This window comes from Streptomyces sp. NPDC107528, from assembly GCF_055639295.1.
This window is the reverse complement of record NZ_JBVKAV010000012.1, coordinates 248306-273228: the sequence shown is the minus strand read 5'-3', so window position 1 is coordinate 273228 and position 24923 is coordinate 248306. Positions and strand designations below refer to the sequence as shown.

The window sequence follows — 24923 nt, the reverse complement described above, 5'->3', positions numbered from 1 at the left end:
CAGGTCGGTTCCCGCAGAGCCGCGGAAAAGGGAGAGCCCGATGTCAGCAGCCGAGGGTCCGCTCGTCGTCGGCGTGGACACGTCCACCCAGTCCACCAAGGCGCTGGTCGTCGACACGTCGACGGGGCAGGTCGTCGCGAGCGGCCAGGCACCGCACACGGTGTCCTCGGGGGCCGGCCGCGAGAGCGACCCACGCCAGTGGTGGGACGCTCTGTGCGAGGCGCTGCGCCAGTGCGGCGACGCCGCGCACGAGGCCGCGGCGGTCTCGATCGGCGGGCAGCAGCACGGCCTGGTCACGCTGGACGACCGTGACCAGCCGGTGCGTCCGGCTCTGCTGTGGAACGACGTGCGCTCGGCGCCGCAGGCCCGTCGGCTGACCGAGGAACTGGGCGGCGCGAAGTTCTGGGCCGAGCGCACGGGCTCCGTTCCGGCGGCCTCGTTCACGGTGACCAAGTGGGCCTGGCTTGCGGAGAACGAGCCGGAGTCCGTCCGGGCCACCAAGGCCGTGCGTCTCCCCCACGACTACCTCACCGAACGCCTCACGGGGCAGGGCACCACCGACCGCGGCGACGCCTCCGGTACGGGCTGGTGGGCGTCGGGGACGGAGTCGTACGACGAGGAGATCCTCGCGCGCGTGGGGCTCGACCCGGCGATGTTGCCCCGCGTGGTCCGGCCCGGGGAGATCGCGGGCACCGTGCGCGACAGCCATGAGCTGCCGTTCTCCAAGGGCACCCTGGTCGCACCCGGCACCGGTGACAACGCCGCCGCGGCACTCGGCCTCGGCCTGCGGCCCGGCATGCCCGTACTGAGCCTCGGCACCTCTGGCACGGTGTACGCCGTGTCGAGGCGGCGCCCCGTCGACCCGTCCGGCACCGTGGCGGGCTTCGCGGACGCGCACGGCGACTGGCTGCCGCTGGCCTGCACCCTGAACTGCACGCTCGCCGTCGACCGTCTCGCCACCCTGCTGGGCCTCGACCGCGAGGCCGTGGAACCCACCACCGGCCTCACACTCCTGCCCTACCTGGACGGCGAACGCACCCCGAACCTGCCGAACGCCTCCGGCCTGCTGCACGGCCTCCGTCACGACACCACCGCCGGCCAGCTCCTGCAGGCCGCCTACGACGGCGCCGTCCACGCGCTGCTCGGTGCCCTGGACCTGGTTCTGGACGAGGACGCGGACCGCTCCGCGCCGCTGCTGCTGATCGGCGGCGGCGCACGGGGTACGGCCTGGCAGCAGACCGTACGACGGCTGTCGGGGCGCCCGGTGCAGGTCCCCGAGGCCAGGGAACTGGTCGCGCTCGGCGCCGCGGCCCAGGCGGCCGGCCTGCTGACCGGCGAGGATCCGGCCGCGGTCGCCCGGCGTTGGAACACCACGCGCGGGCCGGTGCTGGACGCCGTGGAGCGGGACGACGAGACGCTGGCCAGGATCAGCGGGGTACTCTCCGACGCGGCCCCGCTGCTGGAGCGGAGCCCCGAGGCTCACTGAGGACTGACGAGGATTGACGGAGGCATGACCGCACCGCTGCACGAGGCCCACCCGACCGGAGCCGGGCGCGCGCTGCCGAACACCCAGCAGGGCATGCGCCGCCGCAACCTCGCCCGGGTGATGCACACCGTAAGCGCCGACGGTCCGCTCTCGCGTGCCGCCGTCGCCTCCCGGATCGGGCTGACGCGCGCGGCGGTGTCGACCCTCGTCGACGAGCTGATCCGCTCGGGACTGCTGGAGGAACTCGGTCCCGAGCGGCCCGGCCGGGTTGGTCGCCCCGGCTCGGCGCTGGCGGTCAGCGGGCACGGTCCCGCCGGAATCGGGGCGGAGGTCGGCGTTGACCATCTCGCCGTCTGCGCGGTGGATCTGCGCGGCGTGGTGCGGGCCCGGGCAGTGCGGCACGGCGCGAATCGAGGCCGGGCGCCCGCACCGGTGATCGAGGAACTCGGCGAGTTGGTGAGCCAAGTCGTCGCCGAGGCCGAGCACGAGGGGCTGTGGCCCGCCGGGCTGGCAATCGCTGTGCCGGGTCTGGTGGCGCGGGACGCGCGCACGGTCGTCCGTGCTCCGAACCTCGACTGGCGGGACGCGGACCTCGGCGGTCTGCTGCCCGTGGACTTCCCGCTGAGCGTGGGCAACGAGGCCAACTTCGGCGCGCTCGCCGAGCTCTGGCTGGGCGACGGTACTGCGCGCGACTTCGTGCACGTGTCGGCGGAAATCGGTATCGGTGCGGCGGTCGTGGTGGACGGCGGGCTGCTGCGTGGAACGCACGGTTTCGCGGGCGAGTTGGGGCATGTGCCGGTCCAGCCGGACGGACCCGCGTGTCCGTGCGGGGGGCGGGGGTGCCTGGAGCAGTACGCGGGTGAGGAGGCGGTGCTGCGCGCGGCCGGACTGGAGCCGGGCCAGGACCGCGTCGGCCTGCTCGCCGACCGTGCCGCCGAAGGCGACGAGGACGTACGGCGCGCCTTGCACGACGCGGGAACGGCGCTCGGCATCGCCCTGACGGGCGCGGTCAATCTGCTGGACCCGGAGAGCGTGGTGCTGGGCGGCGCGCTGGCCGGACTGGCGCCCTGGCTGCTGCCTTCACTGGAAGCCGAGCTGGACCGGCGCACCGCGGGGCCGGCCTGTCCGGTCTCCGTGTCGCGGCTGGGCCCCGAGGGGCCGTTGCTGGGGGCAGCGCACTCCGTGGTGCGGGCCGTGCTGGACGATCCGGCGGGGGTGGCGGAGCGGGCCTGAACCCGCGACGGAGCTGGACACGTAACCAGGCCGGGTATACCGGCAGCAGCATGCCTGCTGCGACTCCATGACGGGCCCGATTCCAGATTCCGCACCAGGTCCGATTCCTGCTTCCACACCAGGCCGTATTCCCGATTCCACACCAGACCCGATTCCTGCTTCGACAACGGACCGGGTTCCAGGCTGTGTTCACTCGTGTGAGTGAGCGGGTTATCCACAATCCCGCGGCTGTCCACGGAAATCGACGCTCGCTTCTGCCCAACCCAGCAGCGCCGTACCGTGAATCACGTGAGCCGCAGTCAGCGCAGGGCTACGGCACGACGCGACCGTTCCATTTCCCACCGGCCTTCCGCAGAACGGAGCTGTGCAGCGATGAGCGACCCCAGGATCCTGACCGTGCGCCCCAAGCCCGGCGAGTACGCGTGGACGTTCGGCGGCGCACCGCCGGTGGCCCGCATCGCGCCCGGCACGGTGCTCGACCTGTACACGGAGGACTGCTTCGCCGGGCGGGTGCGGTCGGAGAAGGACCTGGTGTCCCAGGTGTGCGAGTTTCCCTATCTCAACCCGCAGACCGGACCGTTCCACATCGAGGGCGCCGAGCCGGGCGACACCGTGGCCGTGCACTTCGTATCGATCGAACCGGCACGGGACTGGGCCGCGTCGACCACGGTCCCCCTGTTCGGCGCGCTCACCTCAACGCACACCACGGCCACGCTGCAACCGCCTCTGCCGGAGACCGTGTGGATCTGGCAGCTCGATCGGGCACGACGTACGGCGTTGTTCCGAGCGCACGACAGTGACATCGAGGCGGAACTGCCCATGGACCCGATGCACGGCACCGTGGGGGTCGCCCCCGCAAATCTGGAAGTCCGCTCCGCCCTGGTGCCCGACGCGCACGGCGGGAACATGGACACGCCCGAGATGCGGGCCGGCGTGACCTGCTATCTCGGGGTGAACGTCGAGGGCGCGCTCCTCAGTCTCGGTGACGGACACGCCCGGCAGGGCGAGGGCGAGACCTGCGGCGTCGCCGTCGAGTGCGCGATGAACACCGTGGTGATCGTCGAGCTGCTCAAGGGAGTTGCCACACCCTGGCCCCGCATCGAGTCGGACACCCACATCATCTCGACGGGTTCGGCCCGGCCACTGGAAGACGCGTTCCGGATATCCCAGCTCGACCTGGTGCAGTGGCTCGTGCGTGACTACGGGTTCAGCGAGCTGGACGCCTACCAGTTCGCGACCCAGGCCGTCGAGTCGCCGCTGGCCAACGTGTGCGACACCAACTACACGTGCGTGGCCAAGATCCGCAAGGAGTGGCTGCCGGCACGCGAGACGCACCGCGGAGTGCACGCGCAACTTCGTGAGACGGCAGCGACTCTGAGTTGAGCACCCCGGTCGAACTCAACGGCTGAAAGACAGACCATCACCCCTGAAAGGGAAACCCTCCTTGGAACGCGCAAGACCACGCCCCAGCCGCCGGCTGCTCCTCCAAGGCACCGCACTCGCCGCCGTCCCGTATGTCCTGCTCCCGGAGCGACCGGCCGGTGCGCATGTCCCCGCACCGGACTACGCGCCCGCCGTGTGGCGCCCGGCGAGCGCCGCCAACTACACGGTGCCGGACCACTCAGCGGCCCGTCCTGTCGATCGGGTGATCATCCACGTGACTCAGACCACCTACACCAAGACCCTGTTCGTCTTCGAGAACCCCAGGCAACACGTGTCCGCGCACTACGTCGTCCGGTCGGCCGACGGACACACGTCACAGTGCGTCCGCGAGGCGGACATCGCCTGGCACGCCGGGGACTGGGAGCACAACAGGCGCAGCATCGGCATAGAGCACGAGGGCTGGGTCGACGAGCCCGCCTACTTCACCGGCGTCATGTACGAGACGTCGGCCCGGCTCACGGCTGCCATCTGCGCCAGGTACGGCATACCGAAGGACCGGGAACACATCATCGGCCACCACGAGGTGCCGGGCACCGACCACACCGATCCCGGCCCGCACTGGGACTGGGAGCGCTACATACGGTTGGTCAACGCGGCCTGAAGTTTCACATGGCGTCACCGGCGTGGCCATCGTTCGGGTGACCCGGGTCGAAAAGGTTGTCCGCGTGCGCACCCGGAGTGACGATGTCCCCAGCCGCATCGCCTTCCGGGAGGCCGAGTTGACCGATCCATGGGTGGCCCTGGAGCCGGGGGCCGACCCTGCCGAGCGGGTACGGGTGCTGCGTCATGCGCATGCGACGTTCACCGAGGTGGGCACCGTGCCGAAGCCGGTGCGTGCCGTGGTGGCCGACTCGTGGCGGCGTTCGGCGCGGGCGGGTGTGGGCCCGGACGGCACCGCGAGCGTGGAGCTGGCGGACGGCGATCTCGGCGCCTACCGCGCGGAACATCCGCTGGCGCGGGTGATGCCGTTGTTCCGGGAGCTGTTGGGCACGTTCGCCGCCGACGGGGAGCATCTGCTCGCGGTGTGCGACGCGCACGGCAGGCTGCTGTGGGTCGAGGGCGATCCGACGACCAGGCGCAGGGCGGGACGGATGAACTTCGTGCCGGGCGCGCGGTGGGCGGAGTCCGCGATGGGGACGAACGCGCCGGGCACGGCGGTCGCGGTGGACCGGCCAGTGCAGGTGTTCGCGGCCGAGCACTTCATCCGCCGGGTGCAGCCCTGGACCTGTGCGGCGGCGCCGGTGCACGATCCGCGCACGGGACGGGTGCTCGGGGCGGTGGACATCACCGGTGGCGATGGGCTTGCGCATCCACACAGCCTGGGGTTCGTCCAAGCGGTGGCGCGTGCCGCGGAGTCTCAACTGGCGCTGCTCGCCCCGCAGGTGCGGACCACCGACACGCCCGAGCTGTGCGCTCTGGGCCGCGACGAGGCGCAGTTGCGCATCGGGGGCCGCCGGATCAGGCTCAGTCGTCGGCACAGCGAGATCCTGGTGCTGCTGGCGCGCCACCCGGAGGGACTGACCGGTGACGAGTTGCTGTGTGCGCTGTACGAGGACGAGTCGGTGACGCCTGTGACCCTGCGGGCCGAACTGGCCCGGCTGCGCCGGATCGTCGCCCCCGGGCTGCTCGGCTCCCGGCCCTACCGGCTCACGATGCCGGTCGAGTCGGACGTGACGGTGGTCGAACGCCGTCTGGATGCCGGTGCGGTCACCGGTGCGGCCATGGCGTACGCCGGCCCGCTGCTGCCCGGCTCCCAGGCACCGGCGGTGGTGCGGCTCCGGCGGCGCCTCGCGGACGGGGTCCGTACGGCGTTGATCGCCCGCCGTGATCCCGACCTGCTGGCGGACTGGGCGCACGCGCCATGGGGCGAGGACGACCTCGACGTATGGCGAGCACTCGCAGCGGTGCGGCCGACGTCGGCGGTACGGTCGCGGCTGACCGCGCTGGAGTCCGAACTCTCGGCGCCGCCCGCTTGGGAGCGCCGCGCCACCCGCTGACCCGCCTCCGGCTCGCTGACAGAACCCTCGGTGCTCCTGCAGAACCCCAGGCGCGCGCAACGTACTTGCAACCTCGCCGTCCCTAGCCTCGCGCCGAGAGCTGCCCAACGGCGGGCAGCGCTTCTTCGGGAGGCAGAGCAGCATGACCCGTTACAAGGCGCCGGGCACTGAGGGTGCGATCGTCTCCTACCAGGCGCGCTACGACCACTTCATCGGCGGTGAGTACGTGCCGCCGATCCGGGGGCAGTACTTCGAGAACCCGTCGCCGGTGAACGGGCAGCCGTTCACCGAGATCGCGCGAGGCACGGCGGAGGACGTGGAGCGGGCGCTCGACGCGGCGCACGCGGCCGCCCCCGCGTGGGGCCGCACCTCGGTGACCGAGCGGGCCGACATCCTGCTCAAGATCGCCGACCGTATGGCGACGAACCTTGAGCAGTTGGCGGTGGCCGAGAGCTGGGAGAACGGCAAGCCGGTACGCGAGACGCTGGCAGCGGACATTCCGCTGGCCATCGACCACTTCCGCTACTTCGCGGGCGCGATCAGGGCGCAGGAGGGATCGCTCGGCGAGGTCGACGACGACACGGTGGCGTACCACTTCCACGAGCCGTTGGGCGTGGTCGCGCAGATCATCCCGTGGAACTTCCCGATCCTCATGGCGACATGGAAGCTCGCACCCGCGCTGGCGGCCGGCAACGCGGTCGTACTCAAGCCGGCCGAGCAGACGCCGGCGTCCATTCACTACTGGCTCAGCCTGGTCGCCGACCTGCTCCCGCCCGGCGTGCTCAACATCGTCAACGGCTTCGGCGTGGAGGCGGGCAAGCCGCTGGCGTCGAGCCCCAGGGTGGCCAAAGTGGCGTTCACCGGTGAGACCACGACCGGCCGGTTGATCATGCAGTACGCCTCGGAGAACATCACTCCGGTCACCCTCGAACTCGGTGGCAAGTCCCCGAACATCTTCTTCGACGACGTCTGGGCGGCGAACGACGACTTCCGGGACAAGGCGCTCGAGGGCTTCACCATGTTCGCGCTGAACCAGGGCGAGGTGTGCACGTGCCCGTCCCGGGCGCTGGTCCAACGCGGCCAGTACGCCGACTTCATGGAGGCGGCGATCGCCCGCACCGAGCAGATCAAGACCGGTCACCCGCTCGACACGGACACGATGATCGGCGCGCAGGCCTCCAACGACCAGTTGGAGAAGATCCTCTCGTACCTGGACATCGGCCGGCAGGAAGGCGCCAGGGTTCTCACGGGCGGCGAACGCATCGAGCACGACGGCGAGTTGAAGGGCGGCTACTACGTCCAGCCGACGATCTTCGAGGGCGACAACCGCATGCGGATCTTCCAGGAGGAGATCTTCGGCCCGGTCGTCTCGGTGACGTCCTTCGACGACTTCGACGACGCCATCAAGATCGCCAACGACACGCTGTACGGCCTCGGCGCGGGCGTGTGGACCCGCGACATCAACACCGCGTACCGCGCGGGGCGCGCGATCCAGGCGGGGCGTGTATGGACGAACTGCTATCACGCCTACCCTGCGCACGCGGCGTTCGGCGGCTACAAGGGCTCGGGCATCGGGCGTGAGACGCACAAGATGATGCTGGAGCACTACCAGCAGACGAAGAACGTTCTAGTTTCATACAGTACAAAGAAACTTGGGTTCTTCTAGAGCCTGAAGTCGGTTGCCTGGAGACGTCGTTGTGCTCCAGGCAACCCGACACCGGAGTCACTCTAGGTAAGCAACAGGCGGCCTCAGGTCGATGGTCGACCTGCACGAGGACTGTCCCCGGACCAGTCACGGACCAGACTCCCGCCCGGCGTGAGGCAGGCGACAACCCTCTGGACACGTGTGGTGGCACGACCTAGCGGGACCGCTCAGGCTCAGCAGCACGCTCCGCGGGCGTGGGAACATGCTTCGAGCCCGACTGCTTTCATCGCATGGTGCCCATGACCGTCGTGCTGGCGGCCGAGTGAAGGACCGCCACAAAGGCACGCCGAGGAACTCCCAGTCGGCCAGGACGAGTTGGCCCGGCCCGCAGGAGCGGGGCAGGCGGCCCGCGCTGCTCCGCACGACCGCAAGCGGCCACCACCCGATCCACCAACCCGGATGGATACACCCAGGTCAGCAACCCCAAGCCCGATAACTCACCGACATCCGCAGACACCCGCACCACCCCCGAACCACTGCACGGCAGCGTACGCCGATCGGCTATCGCAACGGCATTGTCCCTAGTTCGTATCTACGCGTCAGAGGACATCCGCACCCTCATGTCCAGGCTCCGGACCGGCTATTGATCGGTGAATCAAGGCTAAGAGGCCGCGCGGACAGGCGTGCGGTCACGACCGGCAATCATGCCGATTTCCGACATCAACGACATGGCCGAGCTCTGCGGCGACCGGGTCCGACTCATTGCGGTTCCTGTTCACCGATCGGTGTCGGGGGTGCAGCCAGATAACTGACTACCCATTAGTATCTGACGAGTCATCAGCTCCAAAGCGCGCGCGTGCACCGAATCCGCTCGTCTCGATCGCACACCCCCCTCGATCGCACAGAGGAGCCTCCCCCATGACGCACACCGTTATCGGCGTCAGCCCGTTGGGTGCACCGGACCCCCGCCTCGCCGCCGCCGTCTGCCGGGCCGGTGGGTCCGGTGTCCTCGACCTCGGCCCGGGCGCCCGCGCCGCCCGCGAGGCCCTGACCCTCTTGCGGCAGTGGGCCCCGGGCCGCCACGGCGTGCGGGTCCCCGCCGACTGTGCGCTGCGCCCCGAAGAGCTGTGGGCCCCGGCGCCCGCCGGACCGTGCACCGTGCTCCTCGCCCCCGACGCGCCCTGGACCGTCGCCGAGGTCCGGGCCACCGCCCGCGCCGCCGCCGCGGACCCCGCCGTGCTCGCCGAGGTCCGCGGCCCCGGCGAGGCCGTCCGGGCCGTGGCCGACGGTGTCACCGGGCTCGTCGTACGCGGCGAGGAGTCCGGCGGCCCCTGCGGCGAACACTCCACCTTCGTGCTGCTCCAGCGCGTCCTCGGCGCCGTACCGGCCGACCTGCCGGTGTGGGCCTGCGGCGGCATCGGGCCGCACACCGCGGCCGCCGCCGTGCTCGCGGGCGCCCGCGGAGTCGTACTGGACATCCAGCTCGCACTGCTCGACGAGGCCGGTACGGCCCCCGCGGTCGCCGGTCTGCTGCGCGCCGCCGACGGCACCGAGACCGTCGTCGTCGACGGCTGCCGGGTGCTCGACCGAAGCCGCCCCGGCCTCCCGGCCGTCCTGCGCGACCGGCCCCTGCCGCTGGGCCAGGATGCCTTTCTCGCTGCCCGGTTCGCCGAGCGGTACGGCACCGTGGACCGCGCCCTCGCCGCCGTCACGGAGGGCATCGACGCCGCCGTGGCGGACGACGGCGCCGTGCTGCGCGGCGGCTCGCCGATGTGCCGGGCGCTCGGCACCACACTGCCGGTCGTCCAGGGCCCGATGACCCGGGTCAGCGACCAGGCACGGTTCGCGGCGGCCGTCGCGGACGGCGGCGGACTGCCGTTCGTCGCGCTCGCCCTGGCCGGGCCCGAGCAGACCCGCACCCTGCTCGAGCAGACCAAGTCCGCGCTCGGCGACCGCTCCTGGGGCGTCGGCATCCTCGGCTTCGTTCCGGAAGAGATACGTACCGCCCAACTGGAGGCCGTCCGTGAGCTGCGCCCCAGCCACGCCGTCATCGCGGGCGGCCGTCCCTCCCAGGCGGCCGCTCTGGAGGCCGAGGGCATCCGTACCTTTCTGCACGTGCCGTCGCCCGGGCTGCTCGGCCAGTTCCTGGCGGCCGGCGTCCGGCGCTTCGTCTTCGAGGGCGCCGAGTGCGGCGGGCATATCGGGCCGCGCAACAGCTTCCCGCTCTGGGAGGCGCAACTGGCCGTCCTGGAGGACTTCCTCGACGCGGCGGCCGACGACGGTCACACCGGTGGCGGTGACGCCGCCGACCCACAGGACGTACAGGTGCTCTTCGCGGGCGGCATCCACGACGAGCGCTCCGCCGCCATGGTCGCCGCGCTCGCCGCCCCGCTCACCACCCGCGGTGCCGTCGTCGGCGTTCTGATGGGCACCGGCTACCTCTTCACCGAGGAGGCCGTCGAGTGCGGCGCCATCCGGCCGCTGTTCCAGCGCGCGGCCTTGGACGCCAGGTCGACAACGCTCCTGCACACCGCGCCCGGCCACGCCACCCGCTGCCTGCCCAGCGCGTTCAGCGACACGTACCGGGAGGTCAAGGACGAGCTGCGGACTCAGGGGATACCCGAGCGGCAGGTCTGGCAGGAGCTGGAGCAGCTCAACATCGGCCGCCTGCGCATCGCCAGCAAGGGCGTCGAGCGGGTCGGCCACGAGCTGCTCGACGTCGACGAGGAGCGCCAGCGCGAAGCGGGCATGTTCATGGCCGGCGAGGTCGCCGTGCTCCGCTCCGCCGTCACCACCGTCGACGCCCTGCACCACGCGGTCACCGACGGGGCCGCCGACTTCTACGGGCGCCGCACCGCCGAACTCGCCGCAGACGTACGCGACGCGGGCGGTACGGTACCCGCACGGAACCCGGCCCCCGCTCCCAAACCGCTCGACATCGCCGTCGTCGGCATGGCAGGCATGTTCCCCGGCGCCGCCGACCTGCCCGCCTACTGGGCCCAGGTGCTCGCCGGCGCCGACGCGATCACCGAGGTCCCGGACACCCGCTGGGATCCCGCGCTGCACTTCGGCGCGGACGCCGAGGCGGACGACGTGTCCGCGTCCAAGTGGGGCGGTTTCCTGCCTCCGATCCCCTTCGACCCGCTGGCCTACGGAATCCCGCCCGCCTCCCTGGCCGCCATCGAACCCGTCCAGCTCCTCGCCCTGGAGGCGGCCAGGCGGGCGCTCGCCGACGCCGGGCTCGACCGCCGGGCCTTCCCGCGCGAGCGGACCTGCGTCGTCTTCGGTGCCGAGGCGGGCAGCGACATCTCCGGCGCCGCGACGCTGCGCAGCGTCCTGCCCTCGTACATCGGCCGTCTTCCCGAGGACCTGGAGGAGCAGCTCCCGAAGCTCACCGAGGACTCCTTCCCCGGCATGCTCGCCAACGTCATCGCCGGCCGGATCGCCAACCGGCTCGACCTCGGCGGCGCCAACTACACGGTCGACGCCGCCTGCGCCTCCTCCCTGGCCGCCGTCGACGCCGCCTGCAAGGAACTGGCCTTCGGTGCCGCCGACGTGGCCCTGTGCGGCGGCGCCGACCTGCACAACGGCATCAACGACTACCTGCTCTTCTCCTCCGCGCACGCGCTGTCGCCCACCGGCCGCTGCCGCACGTTCGACGCAGCCGCCGACGGCATCGCACTCGGCGAGGGCGTCGCCTGTCTCGTACTCAAGCGCCGCACCGACGCCGAGCGGGACGGCGACCGGATCTACGCCGTCATCGAGGGCGTCGGCAGCGCCAGCGACGGCCGCTCCCTCGGCCTGACCGCGCCCCGCCCCGAGGGCCAGCGCGCCGCCCTGGAACGCGCCTACGCGCAGGCCCGCGTCTCGCCCGCCGAGGTCGGCCTGATCGAGGCCCACGGCACCGGCACCGTCGTCGGCGATCGCACCGAACTCAGCACGCTCACCCGGCTGTTCGAGGAGGCCGGGGCCGCGCCCAGCAACTGCGTCGTGGGCTCCGTCAAGTCCCAGATCGGGCACACCAAGTGCGCCGCCGGTCTCGCCGGGCTGATCAAGGCCGCGCTCGCCCTGCATACCGGGGTGCGCCCGCCCACCCTGCATATCGACGTGCCCAACCCCGTCTGGACCGGCCCCGACAGCCCATTCGTCTTCCACAGCGAGGCCCGGCCCTGGGCCGAGCCCGCCGCCCGCCGCGTCGCCGGGGTGAGCGCCTTCGGATTCGGCGGCACCAACTTCCACGTGGTGCTGCGGGCCCACGCCGACGCCGGAGCGCCGCCGCGCCAGAGCCACGACGTCTGGCCCGCCGAGCTGTTCGTCTTCCGCACCCGCGCAGCGGCCGAGGAACTCGCCGACCTCGCGGCGAGCGGCCACTGGCGGCTGCGGGACCTGGCGCGTACCGCCGCACAGCGCGCGGAGACCGGCCCGGGCCCGCTCCTCGGTGCCGTGGTCGCCGAGTCCGTCACCGAACTCCCGCACCTGATACGGGACCTCCTCGACGGCACGCCCGGGAGAAGCGGAGTGTTCCCGGCCACAGGCGCCGCCGCCGGGGCGGCCGACGGCGACGGCGACGACGGTGGCAAGGTGGCGTTCCTCTTCCCCGGCCAGGGCAGCCAGCGCCCCGGCATGTTCGCCGAGCTGTTCACCGCCTTCCCCGAACTCGGCCGCCACCTGTACCACGCCCCGGCCGCCGCCCTCTTCCCGCCCGCCGCCTTCGACGCCGCCGAACGCGCCGCACAGGTCGCCCGGCTCACCGACACCCGCCACGCCCAGCCCGCGCTAGGGGCGGTCGGCCTCGCCGCGTACGACACCCTCACCGCGGTCGGTGTCCGCCCGGACATGGCCGCAGGGCACTCCTACGGCGAACTCGTCGCGCTCTGCGCCGCGGGCTCCCTCGACCCCGACACGCTCGGTGACCTCAGCCGGGAGCGGGCCGAGGCGATCCTCGCCGCGATCGGTGCACAGGGGTCCGATCCCGGCACCATGGCCGCCGCAGTGGCCTCCGCCGAGCAGGTGACCCGGGTGCTCGCCGGGGCAGGCCTGGCCGAGCGGGTCGTCGTCGCCAACCACAACGCGCCCGCGCAGAGCGTGCTCTCGGGCCCGAGGGACGCCGTCGCCGAAGCCGTCGACGCGCTCACCGACGCCGGGTTCGCCGTCCGCCCGCTGCCCGTCGCCTGCGCCTTCCACAGCCCGCTGGTCGCCGGGGCCGTGTCCCGCTTCGCCGAGATCCTGACGGCGTACGCCGTGCGCGGCCCCGAGTTCCCGGTCTGGGCCAATCTCACCGGCACCCGCTATGCCGGGGACCCCGCCCAGGTACGGGCCAACCTCGCCGAGCAGATCGCCGCCCCCGTCCGTTTCGCCGAGCAGATCGAGGCGATGTACGACGCCGGAGCGCGGATCTTCGTCGAGTGCGGGCCCGGCACCGTGCTCACCGGTCTGGTCGGCCAGATCCTCGGCGACCGGCCGCACGTCGCCGTCCCGTTCGAACCCCGCCCCGACGCGGGCCTGCGCGGCCACCTCGAGGCCCTGGCCCGGCTCGCCGCGGCCGGTGTCCCGGTGGCGCCCGCACGGCTCTTCAGCGGACGCGACACGGCGCTCGCCGACCCGGCCGCCGTGCCGGAGCGGCCCGGCTGGACGGTCGACGGCCACCTCGTACGCACGGCGGACGGCCGGCCGGTGCCGGGAGCGCTGCGCCCGGCCCGGCGCACCTCGGGCATCCCGCGGACCAGAGAGCGGACCAGTGAGGCGACGACGATGGGCGAACGGGAGGAACTGCTCCGGGAGTTCCTGCGCAACAGCCGGGAGATGCTGGCCGCACAACGGGACGTGCTCCTCGGCTACCTCGGGGCTCCGCCCGCGCCGCAGGCGGCTCCGCCGACCCCCGAACCCCTTCCGGCCCCGGCTCCGGCCGCTCTCGCTGCGGCTCCGGCCCCCGCTCCCGCTCCGGTGGGCGTGGATGTGCTGGCCGAGGTGCTGGCAGTGATCGCGGAACGTACGGGATATCCGGTGGAGATGGTGGGGGCGGAGTCGGATCTGGAGGCGGATCTGAGTGTGGATTCGATCAAGCGGACGGAGATCGCCGGGGAGCTGGGACGGCGGCTGCTGGGCTCGGGTGCGGATCTGCGGTCGTTGCCGGACGCGGACCTGGAGGAGCTGACCCGGGAGCGCACCGCCGCCGGGATCGCCGACTGGCTGCGGGCCCGCGCGAAGGCGCTCGCCGACCCGGACCCGGCACCCGCCCTCGCCACCTCGGCCCCCGTCGCCGAGGAGTCCTCCGACCCGCTCACCGGCCAGGCTCCCCACCGCTATCTGCTGCGGCCCGCCCCGCTCGACCCGGCGCCCGTGCCCGGCGCCGAAGGCGCGGCACAGCTGCGCGGGAAGCGGTTCCTGATCGTCGCGGACGACACGCCACTCGGACGGGCCCTTGTCACCCGGCTCACCGCCCTCGGCGCGCTCGCCGCCCGTGTCGGCCCGGACACCGCACAGCTCGCAGGGCACACTGGCCCGGTCGACGGAGTGCTGCACCTGGGCGCTCTCGCGGGTACGGAACAACAACTGCTGCCCGCCAAGCTCACCGTGCTCCAGGAACTGCTGCTGCGCGGCCCGCGCTGGCTGCTCTGCCCCCGCCTCCCCGACGACACCAGCGGCCTCGACGGCTTCGTGCGCACCGCGGCCCGCGAATACCCCGACACCGTGGTCCGCACCGTGGAACTCGACCCCGACGAGCCCGCCACCGAGCAGGCCGAGGCACTCGTCGGGGAACTGCTGGCGCCCGACCGGGAGCCCGTCGTGCTGCGCACCTGCGGCGTCCGCCGCGCCCCTGTACCGTACGAGAGCCCTCTGGGCCCGCCCGTCTCCTCCGGCGCCGGGCCCGCCTCCTCCGGCGCCGCCGCAGCCGCGGCACTCGGGCTCGGCCCGGAGTCGGTCGTCGTCCTCGCGGGCGGCGCGCGCGGCATCACAGCCCGGTTCACCCTCGCCCTTGCCGCCGCCGCACGCTGCCGGGTCGAACTGCTCGGGCGTACGCCGCTCGACGACGGCACGGGCGGGCACCACGAGCTGGCCCACGCCACCGACCTGCCCGCGCTGCGTGCAGCGCTCGCCGCCCGGGGCGGTCTGAGCACCGCCGAGATCGACCGCGAAGCGGGCCGCGTCCTGGCCCGCCGCGAGATCGCCGCGACCCTGGCCGAGGTACACGACGCGGGCGGCCGGGCCAGGTACCGGGCACTCGACCTGCGGGACGCGGAGGCCGTGCAGCAGGCGGTCAAGGAGACGTACGCGACGTACGGCCGGATCGACGGGGTCGTACACGCCGCCGGAGTGATCGAGGACCGGCTGCTCGCCGAGAAGGACCCCGTCTCCTTCGAACGGGTCTACGGCACCAAGGTGGACGGCGCCCGCGCACTGCTCTCGGCTCTCCGGCGACTTCCCCAACTGCCCGCCTTCACTGTCATGTTCGGCTCCGTCTCGGCGGTGTACGGCAACCGCGGCCAGGCCGACTACGCCGCCGCCAACGACGCACTCGCCCGCCTCGGCCGCCTCTGGCGCGCCGGCACCGGCAGCCGTACCGTCACCGTGCACTGGGGCCCGTGGGCGCCGGCCGGGGCGCACGGCGGCATGGTCGGCCCTGAGCTGGGCCGGGAGTACGCGCGCCGCGGCATCGAGCTGATCGACCCGGAGGAGGGCGTGCTCGCACTGCTGCGGGAGCTGGCCTGGGGCGAGCCGGAGACCGACGAGGTCGTCCTGACGGCGTCGGGCCGGTGAGGCCCACGATGCGACCGACCGCCCCGCAGCAGCGGCAGCCCGTCGCCATCGTCGGCATGGCGGTGACCCTGCCCGGCGCCTGTGACCTGGCCGCGTTCTGGCGCAACCTCGTCACCGGCGCTGACGCCATCTCCGAGGTGCCCAAGGCCCGCTGGGACGCGGACACCTACTACGACCCGGACGGACGGCGCGGCCTCGATGGCGTCTACTGCCGCCGCGGCGGCTTCGTCGACGGGCTCGACGCACTCGCCGCCTTCGACCCGACCGTCTTCGGACTCATGCCGGACTCTGTGCCCGGCACCGAACCCGACCAGCTGATCGCACTGCGCACCGCCGCGGCCGCGCTCGCCGACGCGGGGGAGGCCGCACTGCCCGAAGACCGCTCCCGGGTCGGTATCGTGCTCGGCCGCGGCGGTTATCTGAGCGACGGGCTCGCCCGACTCGACCAGCAGATGCGTACGTCCGCCCAACTGGTGTGCACCCTGCACGAGTTACTGCCCGAGCTGGACGGCGAGCGGCTCAACGCGGTACGGATGGCGTTCACGGCAGCGCTCGGCGGGGAGCAGAGCCCCGAGTCGGTGATCGGCCTCGTGCCCAACTTCGCGGCGTCCCGGGTCGCCAACCGGCTCGATCTGCGTGGCCCCGCCTACACCGTGGACGCGGCCTGCGCCTCCTCGCTCGTCGCACTCGACCAGGCCGTCGGCGCGCTCGCCGCGGGCAGCTGCGACGTGATGCTCGCGGGGGGCGTGCACCACTGCCACGACATCACGCTCTGGTCCGTCTTCAGCCGGCTGCGGGCGCTGTCGCCGTCCCAGCGGATCCGCCCGTTCCACCGGGACGCGGACGGCGTGCTGATGGGCGAGGGCACCGGCGTGGTCGTACTCAAACGGCTCGCGGACGCGCGGCGCGACGGCGACCGGATCTACGCCGTGGTCCGCGGCGTCGGCGTGGCCGGCGACGGCCGGGCCGGCTCCCTGGTCAACCCGGACCCCGGGGGCCAGGCCCGCGCCGTCCGGCTCGCCTGGGCTGCGGCGGGGCTCGACCCGGCGGCACCGGGGTCGCTCGGCCTCCTGGAGGCGCACGGCACCGGAACCCCCGGCGGCGACCGGGCCGAACTGGCCGCGCTGGCCGAGGTGTTCGGGCCGCCGGACCCGGACGCCGGGCCCGACGCCGTGATCGGTTCCGTGAAGTCGATGATCGGCCACACGATGCCGGCGGCGGGTGTGGCGGGCCTCGTCAAGGCGGCCCTGGCGGTGCACCACGGCATGCTCCTGCCGACCCTGCACTGCGACGACCCGCACCCGGCGCTCCGCGTCACCCGCTTCGCTCCGGCCCAGCAGGCCCGGACCTGGGACGGGGACGTCCGACGTGCCGCGGTCAGCGCCTTCGGCTTCGGCGGGATCAACGCCCACGTCGTCCTGGAGTCGGTACCGGAGCCCGTACCTGGCCCCGCATGGGCGCCTGCCCCGGCGTCGGCTCCCGCACCGGCATCGGCTCCGGCCGTCGCGCCTGCGGCCCCGGCACCCGGCGGCCCGGGCGCTGGGCCTGCTGGCTGCGCGGACCGTGCCGAAGTGGCCGAGCCGCCCCGGCTGTTGCGGCTCGCCGCCGCGACCCCGCAGGACCTCGCCGAACTGCTCGACGCCGACGACACCGAGCTGCGCGCGGCCGCCGCCGAGGGCGGAGCGAGGGGAGCCGGGGGCGCCCGCGTCGCCGTCCTGGACCCCACCGACCGCCGCCTCGCCCTGGCCCGCAAGGCAGTCGCCCGCGCCCGGACATGGGGCGGCCGGAGCGACGTCTGGTGCGCGCCGCGGCCGGTACTCGGCATGGGCGGCGGGAAGATCGCCTTCCTCTGCCCAGGGCTGGAGGCCGAGTTCGAGCCGCGGGCCGAGGACGTCGCCCGCCACTTCGACCTGCCGGCGCCGCACTGGCCGGACGCCCGCGTGGGCGACGTCGCCCGGCACAGCGCGGCCGTCGTCGGCCTCGGCCGGCTGCTCGCCGGAGCGCTCGCCCGGATCGGCGTCCGGCCGGACGCGCTGGCCGGGCACAGTGTGGGGGAGTGGACGGCGATGGCGGTCGGCGGGATGTACGCGGACGCCGAGGTCGACGCCTTCCTGCGGGACTTCGACCCGGCCACGCTGCGCGTCCCAGGGCTCGCCTTCGCCGCGTTCGGCACCGGTGCGGACCAGGTGGATGCCGAGCTCGCGGCGTACCCGGACGTCGTCGTCTCGCACGACAACGCGCCCCACCAGACCGTCGTCTGCGGGCCTCACGACCAGGTCGAGGCGCTCATCGGGCGGCTGCGCGGCGCGGGAGTGCTCGGTCGGCTGCTGCCCTTCGAGTCCGGCTTCCACACGCCGATGCTCGCCCCGTACCTCACCTCCATCGAGAAGGCCGCGCGCGGCTTCACGCTGCACCCGCCCCGGGTGCCCGTCTGGTCCGCCACGACCGCCGCGCCCTTCCCGGCCGACGAGGCCGCGGCGCGCGCGCTCTTCCTGCGCCACCTGCTCGAACCGGTCCGCTTCCGGCAGCTCACCACGGCCCTGTACGACGCCGGGTTCCGGGCCTTCGTACAGCTGGGCCAGGGCCAGCTGCCAGCTCTCGTGGACGACACCCTCACCAGCCGCGCGTGCCTGACGCTCAGCGCCAACACGCCCCGGCACAGCGGGCTTTCGCAGCTGTACCGGGTGGCGGCCGGACTCTGGTCGCACGGTGCCGAGCCGGACTTCGCGGCGCTGCGGGCGGGGGCCACGCCTCGGTCGACGGCGGCGCCTGCCCGTACGGCGGAGACCGACCCTGCGGCGGAGACCGTCCGTACGGGCGCGGAGAGTCCGCGAGCCGTCCCCGCCCCCGCCCCCGCCCCCGTCACCGTCGTCCCCCTCACCCTCGGCTCCGGGCTCGTCTCGCTCGACGCCGCCACCCGGGACCGGCTCCGCAGCACCCTGCGCGCGGCACCCGCACCCGGGATGGACCGGCTCGCGGCCGTCGCCGCGCGGAGCCCCGTGGCGGCCGAACTGCGCTCGCTGCTCGGCGAGACGGCGGACACGGCAGCGGAACTGGCGGAACTGTTCGCCGCGGCAGCGGCCCCGCGCCGCACCGCGCCCGCGGCGCCGCCCCCCGAGCTCTCGGCGACCGGGGCGGTGCCGCCGCCTGCCGCCACCCCCCGCGCCATCACCCTGCGCATCGCACTCGACACCATGCCGTACCTCGCCGACCACTGTTTCTTCCGGCAGCCCGCGCACTGGCCCGAGATCGCCGACCGCTGGCCCGTGGTGCCCGCCACCACCCTGGTGCAGCACATGATCGACGCCGTGCCCGGCCCAGGGAGGGCCGTGGCCGTGTACGACGCCCGGTTCCTGCAGTGGACCGTCGCCGCCCCGCCCACCGAGGCCACGGTCACGGTCCGGCCCGAGGGACAGGGGCGGTACGCCGTGGAGTTCGGGCGCCACGCCCGCGCCACGGTCGAGACCGCCCACGGGCACGACACCGCGCCCCGCCCACGGCCGTGGCGGACGGACGCCCCGGAGAGCCGTCCGGCTGTGTCCGCGCGGCAGATGTACGACGACCGCTGGATGTTCCACGGGCCGCGGTTCCGCGGCGTCACCGAGATCGGCGCGCTCGGCGAGCGGCACGTCCGCGGTGTCCTGACCACCCCGTCCGCGCCCGGCGCGCTCCTCGACAACGTCGGTCAGCTGCTCGGCTACTGGCTGATGGCCACGCACCCCGACCGCACCATCGTCTTCCCGACGGGCGTCGAGGAGATCCGTTTCCACGGCCCGCTCCCGCAACAGGGCACCGCACTCGACTGCCACATCAGGGTCACCACCGTGACGGACACCGCCCTGGTGGCTGACGCGCAGCTCGCCCGCGACGGCGAGGTCTGGGCCGAGATCCGCGGCTGGCGGGACCGGCGCTTCGACTCGCCGCCCGAGGTCGATCCGGTCAAACGATGGCCCGAGCACAACACTCTGTCGGAAACCCAGGAGGGCGGCTGGCAGCTGGTCTTCGAACGCTGGCCCGACCCCGCATCCCGCGAGATCTACATGCGCAGCCAGCTCGCGGGCCCTGAGCGCGAGCAGTACGCCGGGCACCCCCCGCGCGGCCGGCGCCCGTGGCTGCTCGGCCGGATCGCCGCCAAGGACGCCGTACGCCGCCACCTGTGGGCGCACGGCGCGGGCCCCGTCTTCCCCGCCGAGATACGGGTCGCCAACGACCCTGACGGCAGACCGCGCCCCGAGGGCGTACACGGCAGAGAACTCCCGCCTCTGGAACTGTCGCTGGCGCACTGCCGGGAGGCTGCCGTCGCACTCGTCCGCCCCGCCGCCGACAGCACCGGCACCGGCACCGGTATCGACATCGAGGAGATCGTCGAGCGCCCCGAAACGACGTACGACGCCGTCCTCGCCCCGGACGAGCGGGCGCTCTTCACCGGGCTCGGCGGCGGCCCCGGCCCGCTGACCCGGTTCTGGGCCGCCAAGGAAGCCGCGGCCAAGGCCGAGGGCACCGGACTGGGCGGCCGGCCGCGGGACTTCACGGCGGTCGAGGTCGAAGACGGCGCCCGTGCCCTCACGGTCCGGGCGCCCTCCGGCCGGCTGCGGCGCATCCGGCTCGCCGATGTGACCAACCCGCCGGGGCTGCCCACCCGTACCTACGCCGTCGCTTGGACCGAGGAGAGCCCATCATGACCAGCCCCGCCACCACCGGCCCCGCGTACGCCGCGGTCCTCGCCGAGATCACCGACGCTCTGCACACGGTCCTCGACGACCTCGAACTGGACGACACCCCGATCACCTCCGACACCCGCTTCGTGGAGGACCTCGACCTGGAGTCCATCGATCTGGTCACGCTCACCGCCGAGCTGGGCGGGCGCTACGGCGACCGGGTCGACTTCCCCGCCTGGTTCGCCTCGCTCGAACTCTCCGACATCATCGGACTGACCGTCGGACAACTCGTCCAGTACATCGCGGGGTGCCTGCGGTGACCACGATCGAGGCGGGCGGGATCCGGCTGAACGTGGAGCGGCTGAACGGCGCACCCACCCCGGAACCGGGCCCGCCCCAGACGGTCGTCCTCGTGCACGGCATCGCGACCGACAACCTGACCAGCTACTACTTCACCATCGCGCCCGCGCTCGCCGCAGCCGGACACGACGTCGTGATGTACGACCAGCGCGGCCACGGTCGCAGCTCCCGCCCGCCGCGCGGCTACGGCATCGAGGACTTCAGCGGCGACCTGGACGCGCTCCTCGACGCCCTCGCCCTGAAAGGGCCCGTCCACCTGATCGGCAACTCCTTCGGCGGCACCGTCGCCCTCGCCTACGCGCTGCGCCGCGCGGAGCGGGTCGCCGGCATCCTGATGCTCGAGTCCGAGCCGCCGACCGCCGCCTGGGCAAAGAAGATGAGCGGCATCCTGGCCGGCTCCGCCCACCAGCTCCACGACGAGCGCACCCTGCCGTGGATCGAGGAGACCTACGGCCGCCACGAGGCCCGCCTGGTGCGCTGGGCCACCCGGCTGCTGCACGGCACCTCCATCGCCGAGGACATCGGGTCCTGCCCCGTCCCCGCCGAGGAGTCCTGGCAGAGTCTGCACGTGCCGGTCTGCGCGGTGTACGGCGCTGCCTCCGACCTGGCCGACACGGCGCCCTGGCTGGAATCGCTGCTGCCCCGCTGCCGCACCGTGACGGTGCCCGGGCACGGGCACTCCGTGCTCGTCGGCACCCCCGAGACGGTCCTCCCGCTGCTGCTCGACTGGCTACGGGACGGCCACCGGGAGCTGGTCGCGACGTGAGCCGATTCCTGTTCGTCGTGCCGCCCCTGGTCGGGCACGTCAACCCGGCAGTCAGCGTGGCCGCCGAGCTGACCAGATGCGGGCACCGGGCCGCCTGGGCCGGACTGCCCGGGTTCGTCGGGGAACTGGCCGGGCCCGACGCCGAGGTGTACCCGTGCGACGTGCCCACGCTCCCGGAACGTCCGGCTGCCCTGCGCGGTGCCGCAGCCCTGCGCTTCCTGTGGGAGGAGTTCCTCGCGCCGCTCGCCGGGGCGATGGCGGCCGGTGTGCGCCGCGCGGTCGAGGAGTTCCGGCCCGATGTCGTCGTCGCCGACCAGCAGACCCTCGCCGGTGCCCTCGTCGCCGAGCGCCTCGGGGTGCCGTACGCCACCGCGTCGACCACCCCGGCGGAGTTCAGCGACGCCCTGGACGGCATGCCGAAGGTGGCTCAGTGGACCGCCGGGCTCGTCGCGGAGCTGCGCGCCCGCCTCGGCGACCCGGGGCGCACCCACGATCCGCGCTTCTCCCCCGACCTGGTGCTCTCCTTCACCACCCCCGAACTCGCGGGCCCGGGCCGTCAGCTGCCGCAGCTGCGGTACGTCGGTCCGGCGTTCACCGGGCGCCCTGCCGCCGACTTCCCCTGGGAGTGGCTCGACGAGCACCGGGCCACCGTCCTGGTCTCACTCGGCACTGTCAACACCGACCTGGGGGCGCGTTTCCTCGCCGAGTGCGCGGCCGCCGCGCGGGAGCGCGGGCGGCGGCTGCAGGCGGTAGTCGCCGACCCCGGAGGGGTACTCGACGGAGAGTCCGACGCCGACCTCCTGGTGCTGCCCCGGATCCCCCAACTGCCGCTCCTGCGCCGGGCGTCCGCGATGGTCAGCCACGCCGGGCAGAACACCGTCGCCGAGTGCCTGTGGCACGGCGTACCGCTGGTGGTCGCGCCCATCCGGGACGACCAGCCACTGATCGCCGGCCAGGTCACCCGCGCCGGCGCCGGCGTGCGGGTGCGCTTCGGGCGCGCCGACCGCCGACGGATCGGTGCCGCCCTCGACGCCGTACTCGACGGGCCCGCCTACCGCGCGGCGGCCCGGCGCGTCGGGGACTCCTTCCGTGCGGCGGGCGGGGCGGCTGCTGCGGCGGCGTACCTGGAGAAGTTCGCGGCACAGAAGCCACGGGGGCCGCAGGAGTCACGGGAGCCGTGAGCGACCGACCGGCAGGGCGACCGCTGTGCCGAAGAGTGGAACGAGAGGAGACCACGGACATGGCCACCACGAACCAGCCCCCTGACACCCCCGACACACCCCCACCGCCCCCTGCTTCCGACGCCGAACGCGTCGCCCGCCTGCGCCCCGCGTACCAGGCAGAACTGGCCGACGGCATCGCCCGGTTCTTCGAGCCGCGCCGTACCGACTGCCCCTGGTGCGGGGCGCGGCAGCTGCGTCGCCGCTTGCGCACCAAGGACCACCTGCAGCGAAAGCCCGGCACCTTCACCCTGGACCAGTGCCGCGACTGCGGGCACACCTTCCAGAACCCGCAGCTCAGCGCGGCCGGACTGGACTTCTACTACCGGGACTTCTACGACGGCCTGTACGCCGAGAAGATCGGCGGCGCCCTGGACAGCGACGCCGCGAGGAAACGCAACCGCGAGCGGGCCGTGGCCATGCGGCGGCACGCACGGCCGAAGCGCTGGCTGGACGTCGGCACGGCGGGCGGTGACTTCTGCCTCGCGGCCAAAGAAGCACTGCCCGGCACCTCCTTCGACGGGCTCGACATCGGCGCCCATGTGCTGGGGGCGCAGCAGTCGGGGCGCATCGAGCGGGCCTACCAGGGCTTTCTGCCCGACCTGGCGGACGAACTCGCCGGCCAGTACGACGCGGTGAGCATGTTCCACTGTCTGGAGCACACCACGGACCCGGGGGCCCAACTGGCCGCGGTCCGCACCGTGCTCCGCCCCGGCGGCCACCTGATCATCGAGGTACCCAACCCGGAGTCGCCCTTCGGCCGCCTCTTCGGCGGGTACTGGCTGCCGTGGTTCCAGCCTCAGCACCAGCACTTCGTGACCATGAGGAACCTGCGCCGGGCCCTCACCGAGCTGGGCTTCACGGTGGTGGCGACGGACCGCGAGGAGTCCCATATCCCCGTGGACTTCACCGCTCTCGTAGGGCTGTACGTGCTGCGGCTGCTGCCGTTCCGCGACGAGCCCTGGCTGCCCGAGCCCCGGGGCCGTCTCGGCGCCGCGGTCACCAAGACGGTCTTCTGGGCGGGCATACCGTTCTGCTTCCCGATGTACGCCCTGGACCGGCTCCTCGCCCCGCTGATCCGCCGCAGCCGCTTCTCCAACGCCTTCCGGGTGATCGCCCGCCGCGAGGAGTGACCAGCCCAGCACGAGCTGGGACTGGAGAAGATGAAAGACGCCATGTGGAAGGTGGACCCTTCCTACTGAAGTTCCCCCGTGATGTTGGACACTCGATGCTTACGCCGCGAGGACGTGTCCTTTTTCGTGTCGCTGTCGGATCTCCAGCGGGGTGAGATAGCCCCATGCCGGATGCCTTCGCAGACGCTTCCGGTTGTAGAAGATCTCGATGAAGGCGAAGATCTCGGCTCGGGCGGTGGCTCGGTCGGGCCAGTGGCGGGTGCCGATCTCCTCCTTGAGCAGTGCGAAGAAGCTCTCGGCGGCAGCGTTGTCGTAGCAGGAGCCGGTGCGGCCCATGCTCTGACGGATCCCCAAGCGGCGTATTTGCCGGCGGAGTTCGTCGGAGGTGTACTCCGATCCGCGGTCGGAATGTGCGATGCAGCCGGGCTTGAGCCGGCCTCGGCCCGCAGCCATGGCCAGGGCGTCGACGACCAGGGACGCACGGTGGTGGCCGGCCATCGAGTAGCCGACGATCTCGCGGGTCGCCAGGTCCAACCAGGTCGCCAGGTAGAGCCAGCCCTCGTCAGTGGGGATGTAGGTGATGTCACCGACCACCTTCTCCGCCCGGCATGCTCGCGGTGAAGTCGCGGCCGATCAGATCGTGAGCGGGTACCGCCTTCTTCGCCGGACGGGTCAGCGAACGGCGTTTGCGCCGGGTGATCCCGGCGATGTCACGCTCACGCATGATCCGCTCCACTCGCTTGCGGTTGATCCGCCTGCCCGACCTGCGCAGCGCGGCGTGGATGCGCGGCACTCCATAGGCGTATCTGGAGGCCATGTGCAGCACCGTGATCTCGTGGGCCAGGGCGTCGTCGGCGGCCTTGCGGGCAGCGCGGGCCTGCTCGCCGGCCAGCCAGGCATAGAAGGAGGACCGGGCAACCTTCAGCAGCCGGCACGCACTTCGATCGTCTCGGCCTGCTCGCGGTTCTGCCGGAGGAACGAACCAGCGTGACCGCGTCCCGCTTGAACTCCTCCGAGTACCGCCTGCTGCGGTTGCTCATACTTCCTACCTGGCACTACTTCCTCTGGAACCTCACGTCCCAGTCTCCAGGTGTCCAACATCAAGGGGAAGCTTCAGACGGTTCTGACTACGTGTGCCATGTCGTACCGCAGGACTCGCACGCCAACACCACAGATCACGGACCAAGATCCGGACCCGGTGCGGACCAAGTCGGCTCAGCAGCA

Annotated in this window: 14 protein-coding genes; 12 read left to right on the top strand and 2 right to left on the bottom strand. The window is 72.9% G+C overall.

Going from position 1 to position 24923, the window contains the following annotated elements; all coding sequences use genetic code 11:
• The first annotated feature begins 40 nt into the window (after positions 1–40).
• The 12 genes from xylB (at position 41) to ACZ7L5_RS34500 (ending at position 23699) form a co-directional block, all read left to right on the top strand.
• A complete protein-coding gene (xylB, locus tag ACZ7L5_RS34555) occupies positions 41–1486 on the top strand; it encodes a xylulokinase (RefSeq protein ID WP_471521883.1) in 1446 nt (481 codons plus the stop codon).
• A gap of 24 nt (positions 1487–1510) precedes the next feature.
• Positions 1511–2719, top strand: coding sequence for an ROK family protein (locus ACZ7L5_RS34550; protein ID WP_471521881.1), 1209 nt, complete (start codon positions 1511–1513; stop codon positions 2717–2719).
• Positions 2720–3091: 372 nt separating this feature from the next.
• Positions 3092–4102 (top strand): acetamidase/formamidase family protein, encoded by a 1011-nt coding sequence (locus tag ACZ7L5_RS34545; RefSeq protein ID WP_471521879.1) that lies wholly within the window; start codon positions 3092–3094, stop codon positions 4100–4102.
• Positions 4103–4163: 61 nt separating this feature from the next.
• Positions 4164–4763: an N-acetylmuramoyl-L-alanine amidase gene (locus ACZ7L5_RS34540; RefSeq protein ID WP_471521877.1), complete on the top strand. Its 600-nt coding sequence runs from the start codon at positions 4164–4166 to the stop codon at positions 4761–4763.
• Positions 4764–4881: 118 nt separating this feature from the next.
• On the top strand, positions 4882–6159 hold the full coding sequence (locus ACZ7L5_RS34535) for a winged helix-turn-helix domain-containing protein (protein ID WP_471522108.1): 1278 nt from the start codon (positions 4882–4884) through the stop codon (positions 6157–6159).
• Between the two features lie 142 nt (positions 6160–6301).
• Positions 6302–7825, top strand: a complete 1524-nt coding sequence (gene exaC / locus ACZ7L5_RS34530) for an acetaldehyde dehydrogenase ExaC (protein ID WP_471521875.1) — start codon at positions 6302–6304, stop codon at positions 7823–7825.
• A gap of 897 nt (positions 7826–8722) precedes the next feature.
• On the top strand, positions 8723–15562 hold the full coding sequence (locus ACZ7L5_RS34525) for an SDR family NAD(P)-dependent oxidoreductase (RefSeq protein ID WP_471521873.1): 6840 nt from the start codon (positions 8723–8725) through the stop codon (positions 15560–15562).
• Positions 15563–15570: 8 nt separating this feature from the next.
• Positions 15571–20244, top strand: coding sequence for a beta-ketoacyl synthase N-terminal-like domain-containing protein (locus ACZ7L5_RS34520; protein ID WP_471521871.1), 4674 nt, complete (start codon positions 15571–15573; stop codon positions 20242–20244).
• Positions 20241–20540, top strand: a complete 300-nt coding sequence (locus ACZ7L5_RS34515; protein ID WP_055517555.1) for an acyl carrier protein — start codon at positions 20241–20243, stop codon at positions 20538–20540. Before ACZ7L5_RS34520 ends, ACZ7L5_RS34515 begins: the two co-directional genes overlap by 4 nt.
• Positions 20537–21346, top strand: a complete 810-nt coding sequence (locus ACZ7L5_RS34510) for an alpha/beta fold hydrolase (protein WP_471521869.1) — start codon at positions 20537–20539, stop codon at positions 21344–21346. The genes ACZ7L5_RS34515 and ACZ7L5_RS34510 overlap by 4 nt, the downstream gene beginning before the upstream one ends.
• Entirely contained in the window at positions 21343–22527 is a 1185-nt protein-coding gene (locus ACZ7L5_RS34505) for a glycosyltransferase (RefSeq protein ID WP_471521867.1), read from the top strand. Before ACZ7L5_RS34510 ends, ACZ7L5_RS34505 begins: the two co-directional genes overlap by 4 nt.
• 59 nt (positions 22528–22586) lie before the next feature.
• Positions 22587–23699: a class I SAM-dependent methyltransferase gene (locus ACZ7L5_RS34500; protein ID WP_471521865.1), complete on the top strand. Its 1113-nt coding sequence runs from the start codon at positions 22587–22589 to the stop codon at positions 23697–23699.
• Between the two features lie 99 nt (positions 23700–23798).
• Here ACZ7L5_RS34500 and ACZ7L5_RS34495 read toward each other — a convergent pair whose 3' ends face one another.
• Together ACZ7L5_RS34495 and ACZ7L5_RS34490 are read right to left on the bottom strand one after the other, a co-directional pair.
• Positions 23799–24293: an IS3 family transposase gene (locus ACZ7L5_RS34495; protein WP_471521863.1), complete on the bottom strand. Its 495-nt coding sequence runs from the start codon at positions 24291–24293 to the stop codon at positions 23799–23801.
• On the bottom strand, positions 24283–24543 hold the full coding sequence (locus ACZ7L5_RS34490) for an IS3 family transposase (RefSeq protein ID WP_471522106.1): 261 nt from the start codon (positions 24541–24543) through the stop codon (positions 24283–24285). Before ACZ7L5_RS34490 ends, ACZ7L5_RS34495 begins: the two co-directional genes overlap by 11 nt.
• Positions 24544–24923: the final 380 nt, after the last annotated feature.

Bases quoted from the DNA above. Each gene is read 5' to 3' on its own strand.
- ACZ7L5_RS34515 (WP_055517555.1), top strand. From the start codon at position 20,241: ATGACCAGCCCCGCCACCACCGGCCCCGCGTACGCCGCGGTCCTCGCC.
- ACZ7L5_RS34550 (WP_471521881.1), top strand. From the start codon at position 1,511: ATGACCGCACCGCTGCACGAGGCCCACCCGACCGGAGCCGGGCGCGCG.
- ACZ7L5_RS34500 (WP_471521865.1), top strand. From the start codon at position 22,587: ATGGCCACCACGAACCAGCCCCCTGACACCCCCGACACACCCCCACCG.
- exaC (WP_471521875.1), top strand. From the start codon at position 6,302: ATGACCCGTTACAAGGCGCCGGGCACTGAGGGTGCGATCGTCTCCTAC.
- ACZ7L5_RS34545 (WP_471521879.1), top strand. From the start codon at position 3,092: ATGAGCGACCCCAGGATCCTGACCGTGCGCCCCAAGCCCGGCGAGTAC.
- xylB (WP_471521883.1), top strand. From the start codon at position 41: ATGTCAGCAGCCGAGGGTCCGCTCGTCGTCGGCGTGGACACGTCCACC.
- ACZ7L5_RS34520 (WP_471521871.1), top strand. From the start codon at position 15,571: ATGCGACCGACCGCCCCGCAGCAGCGGCAGCCCGTCGCCATCGTCGGC.
- ACZ7L5_RS34525 (WP_471521873.1), top strand. From the start codon at position 8,723: ATGACGCACACCGTTATCGGCGTCAGCCCGTTGGGTGCACCGGACCCC.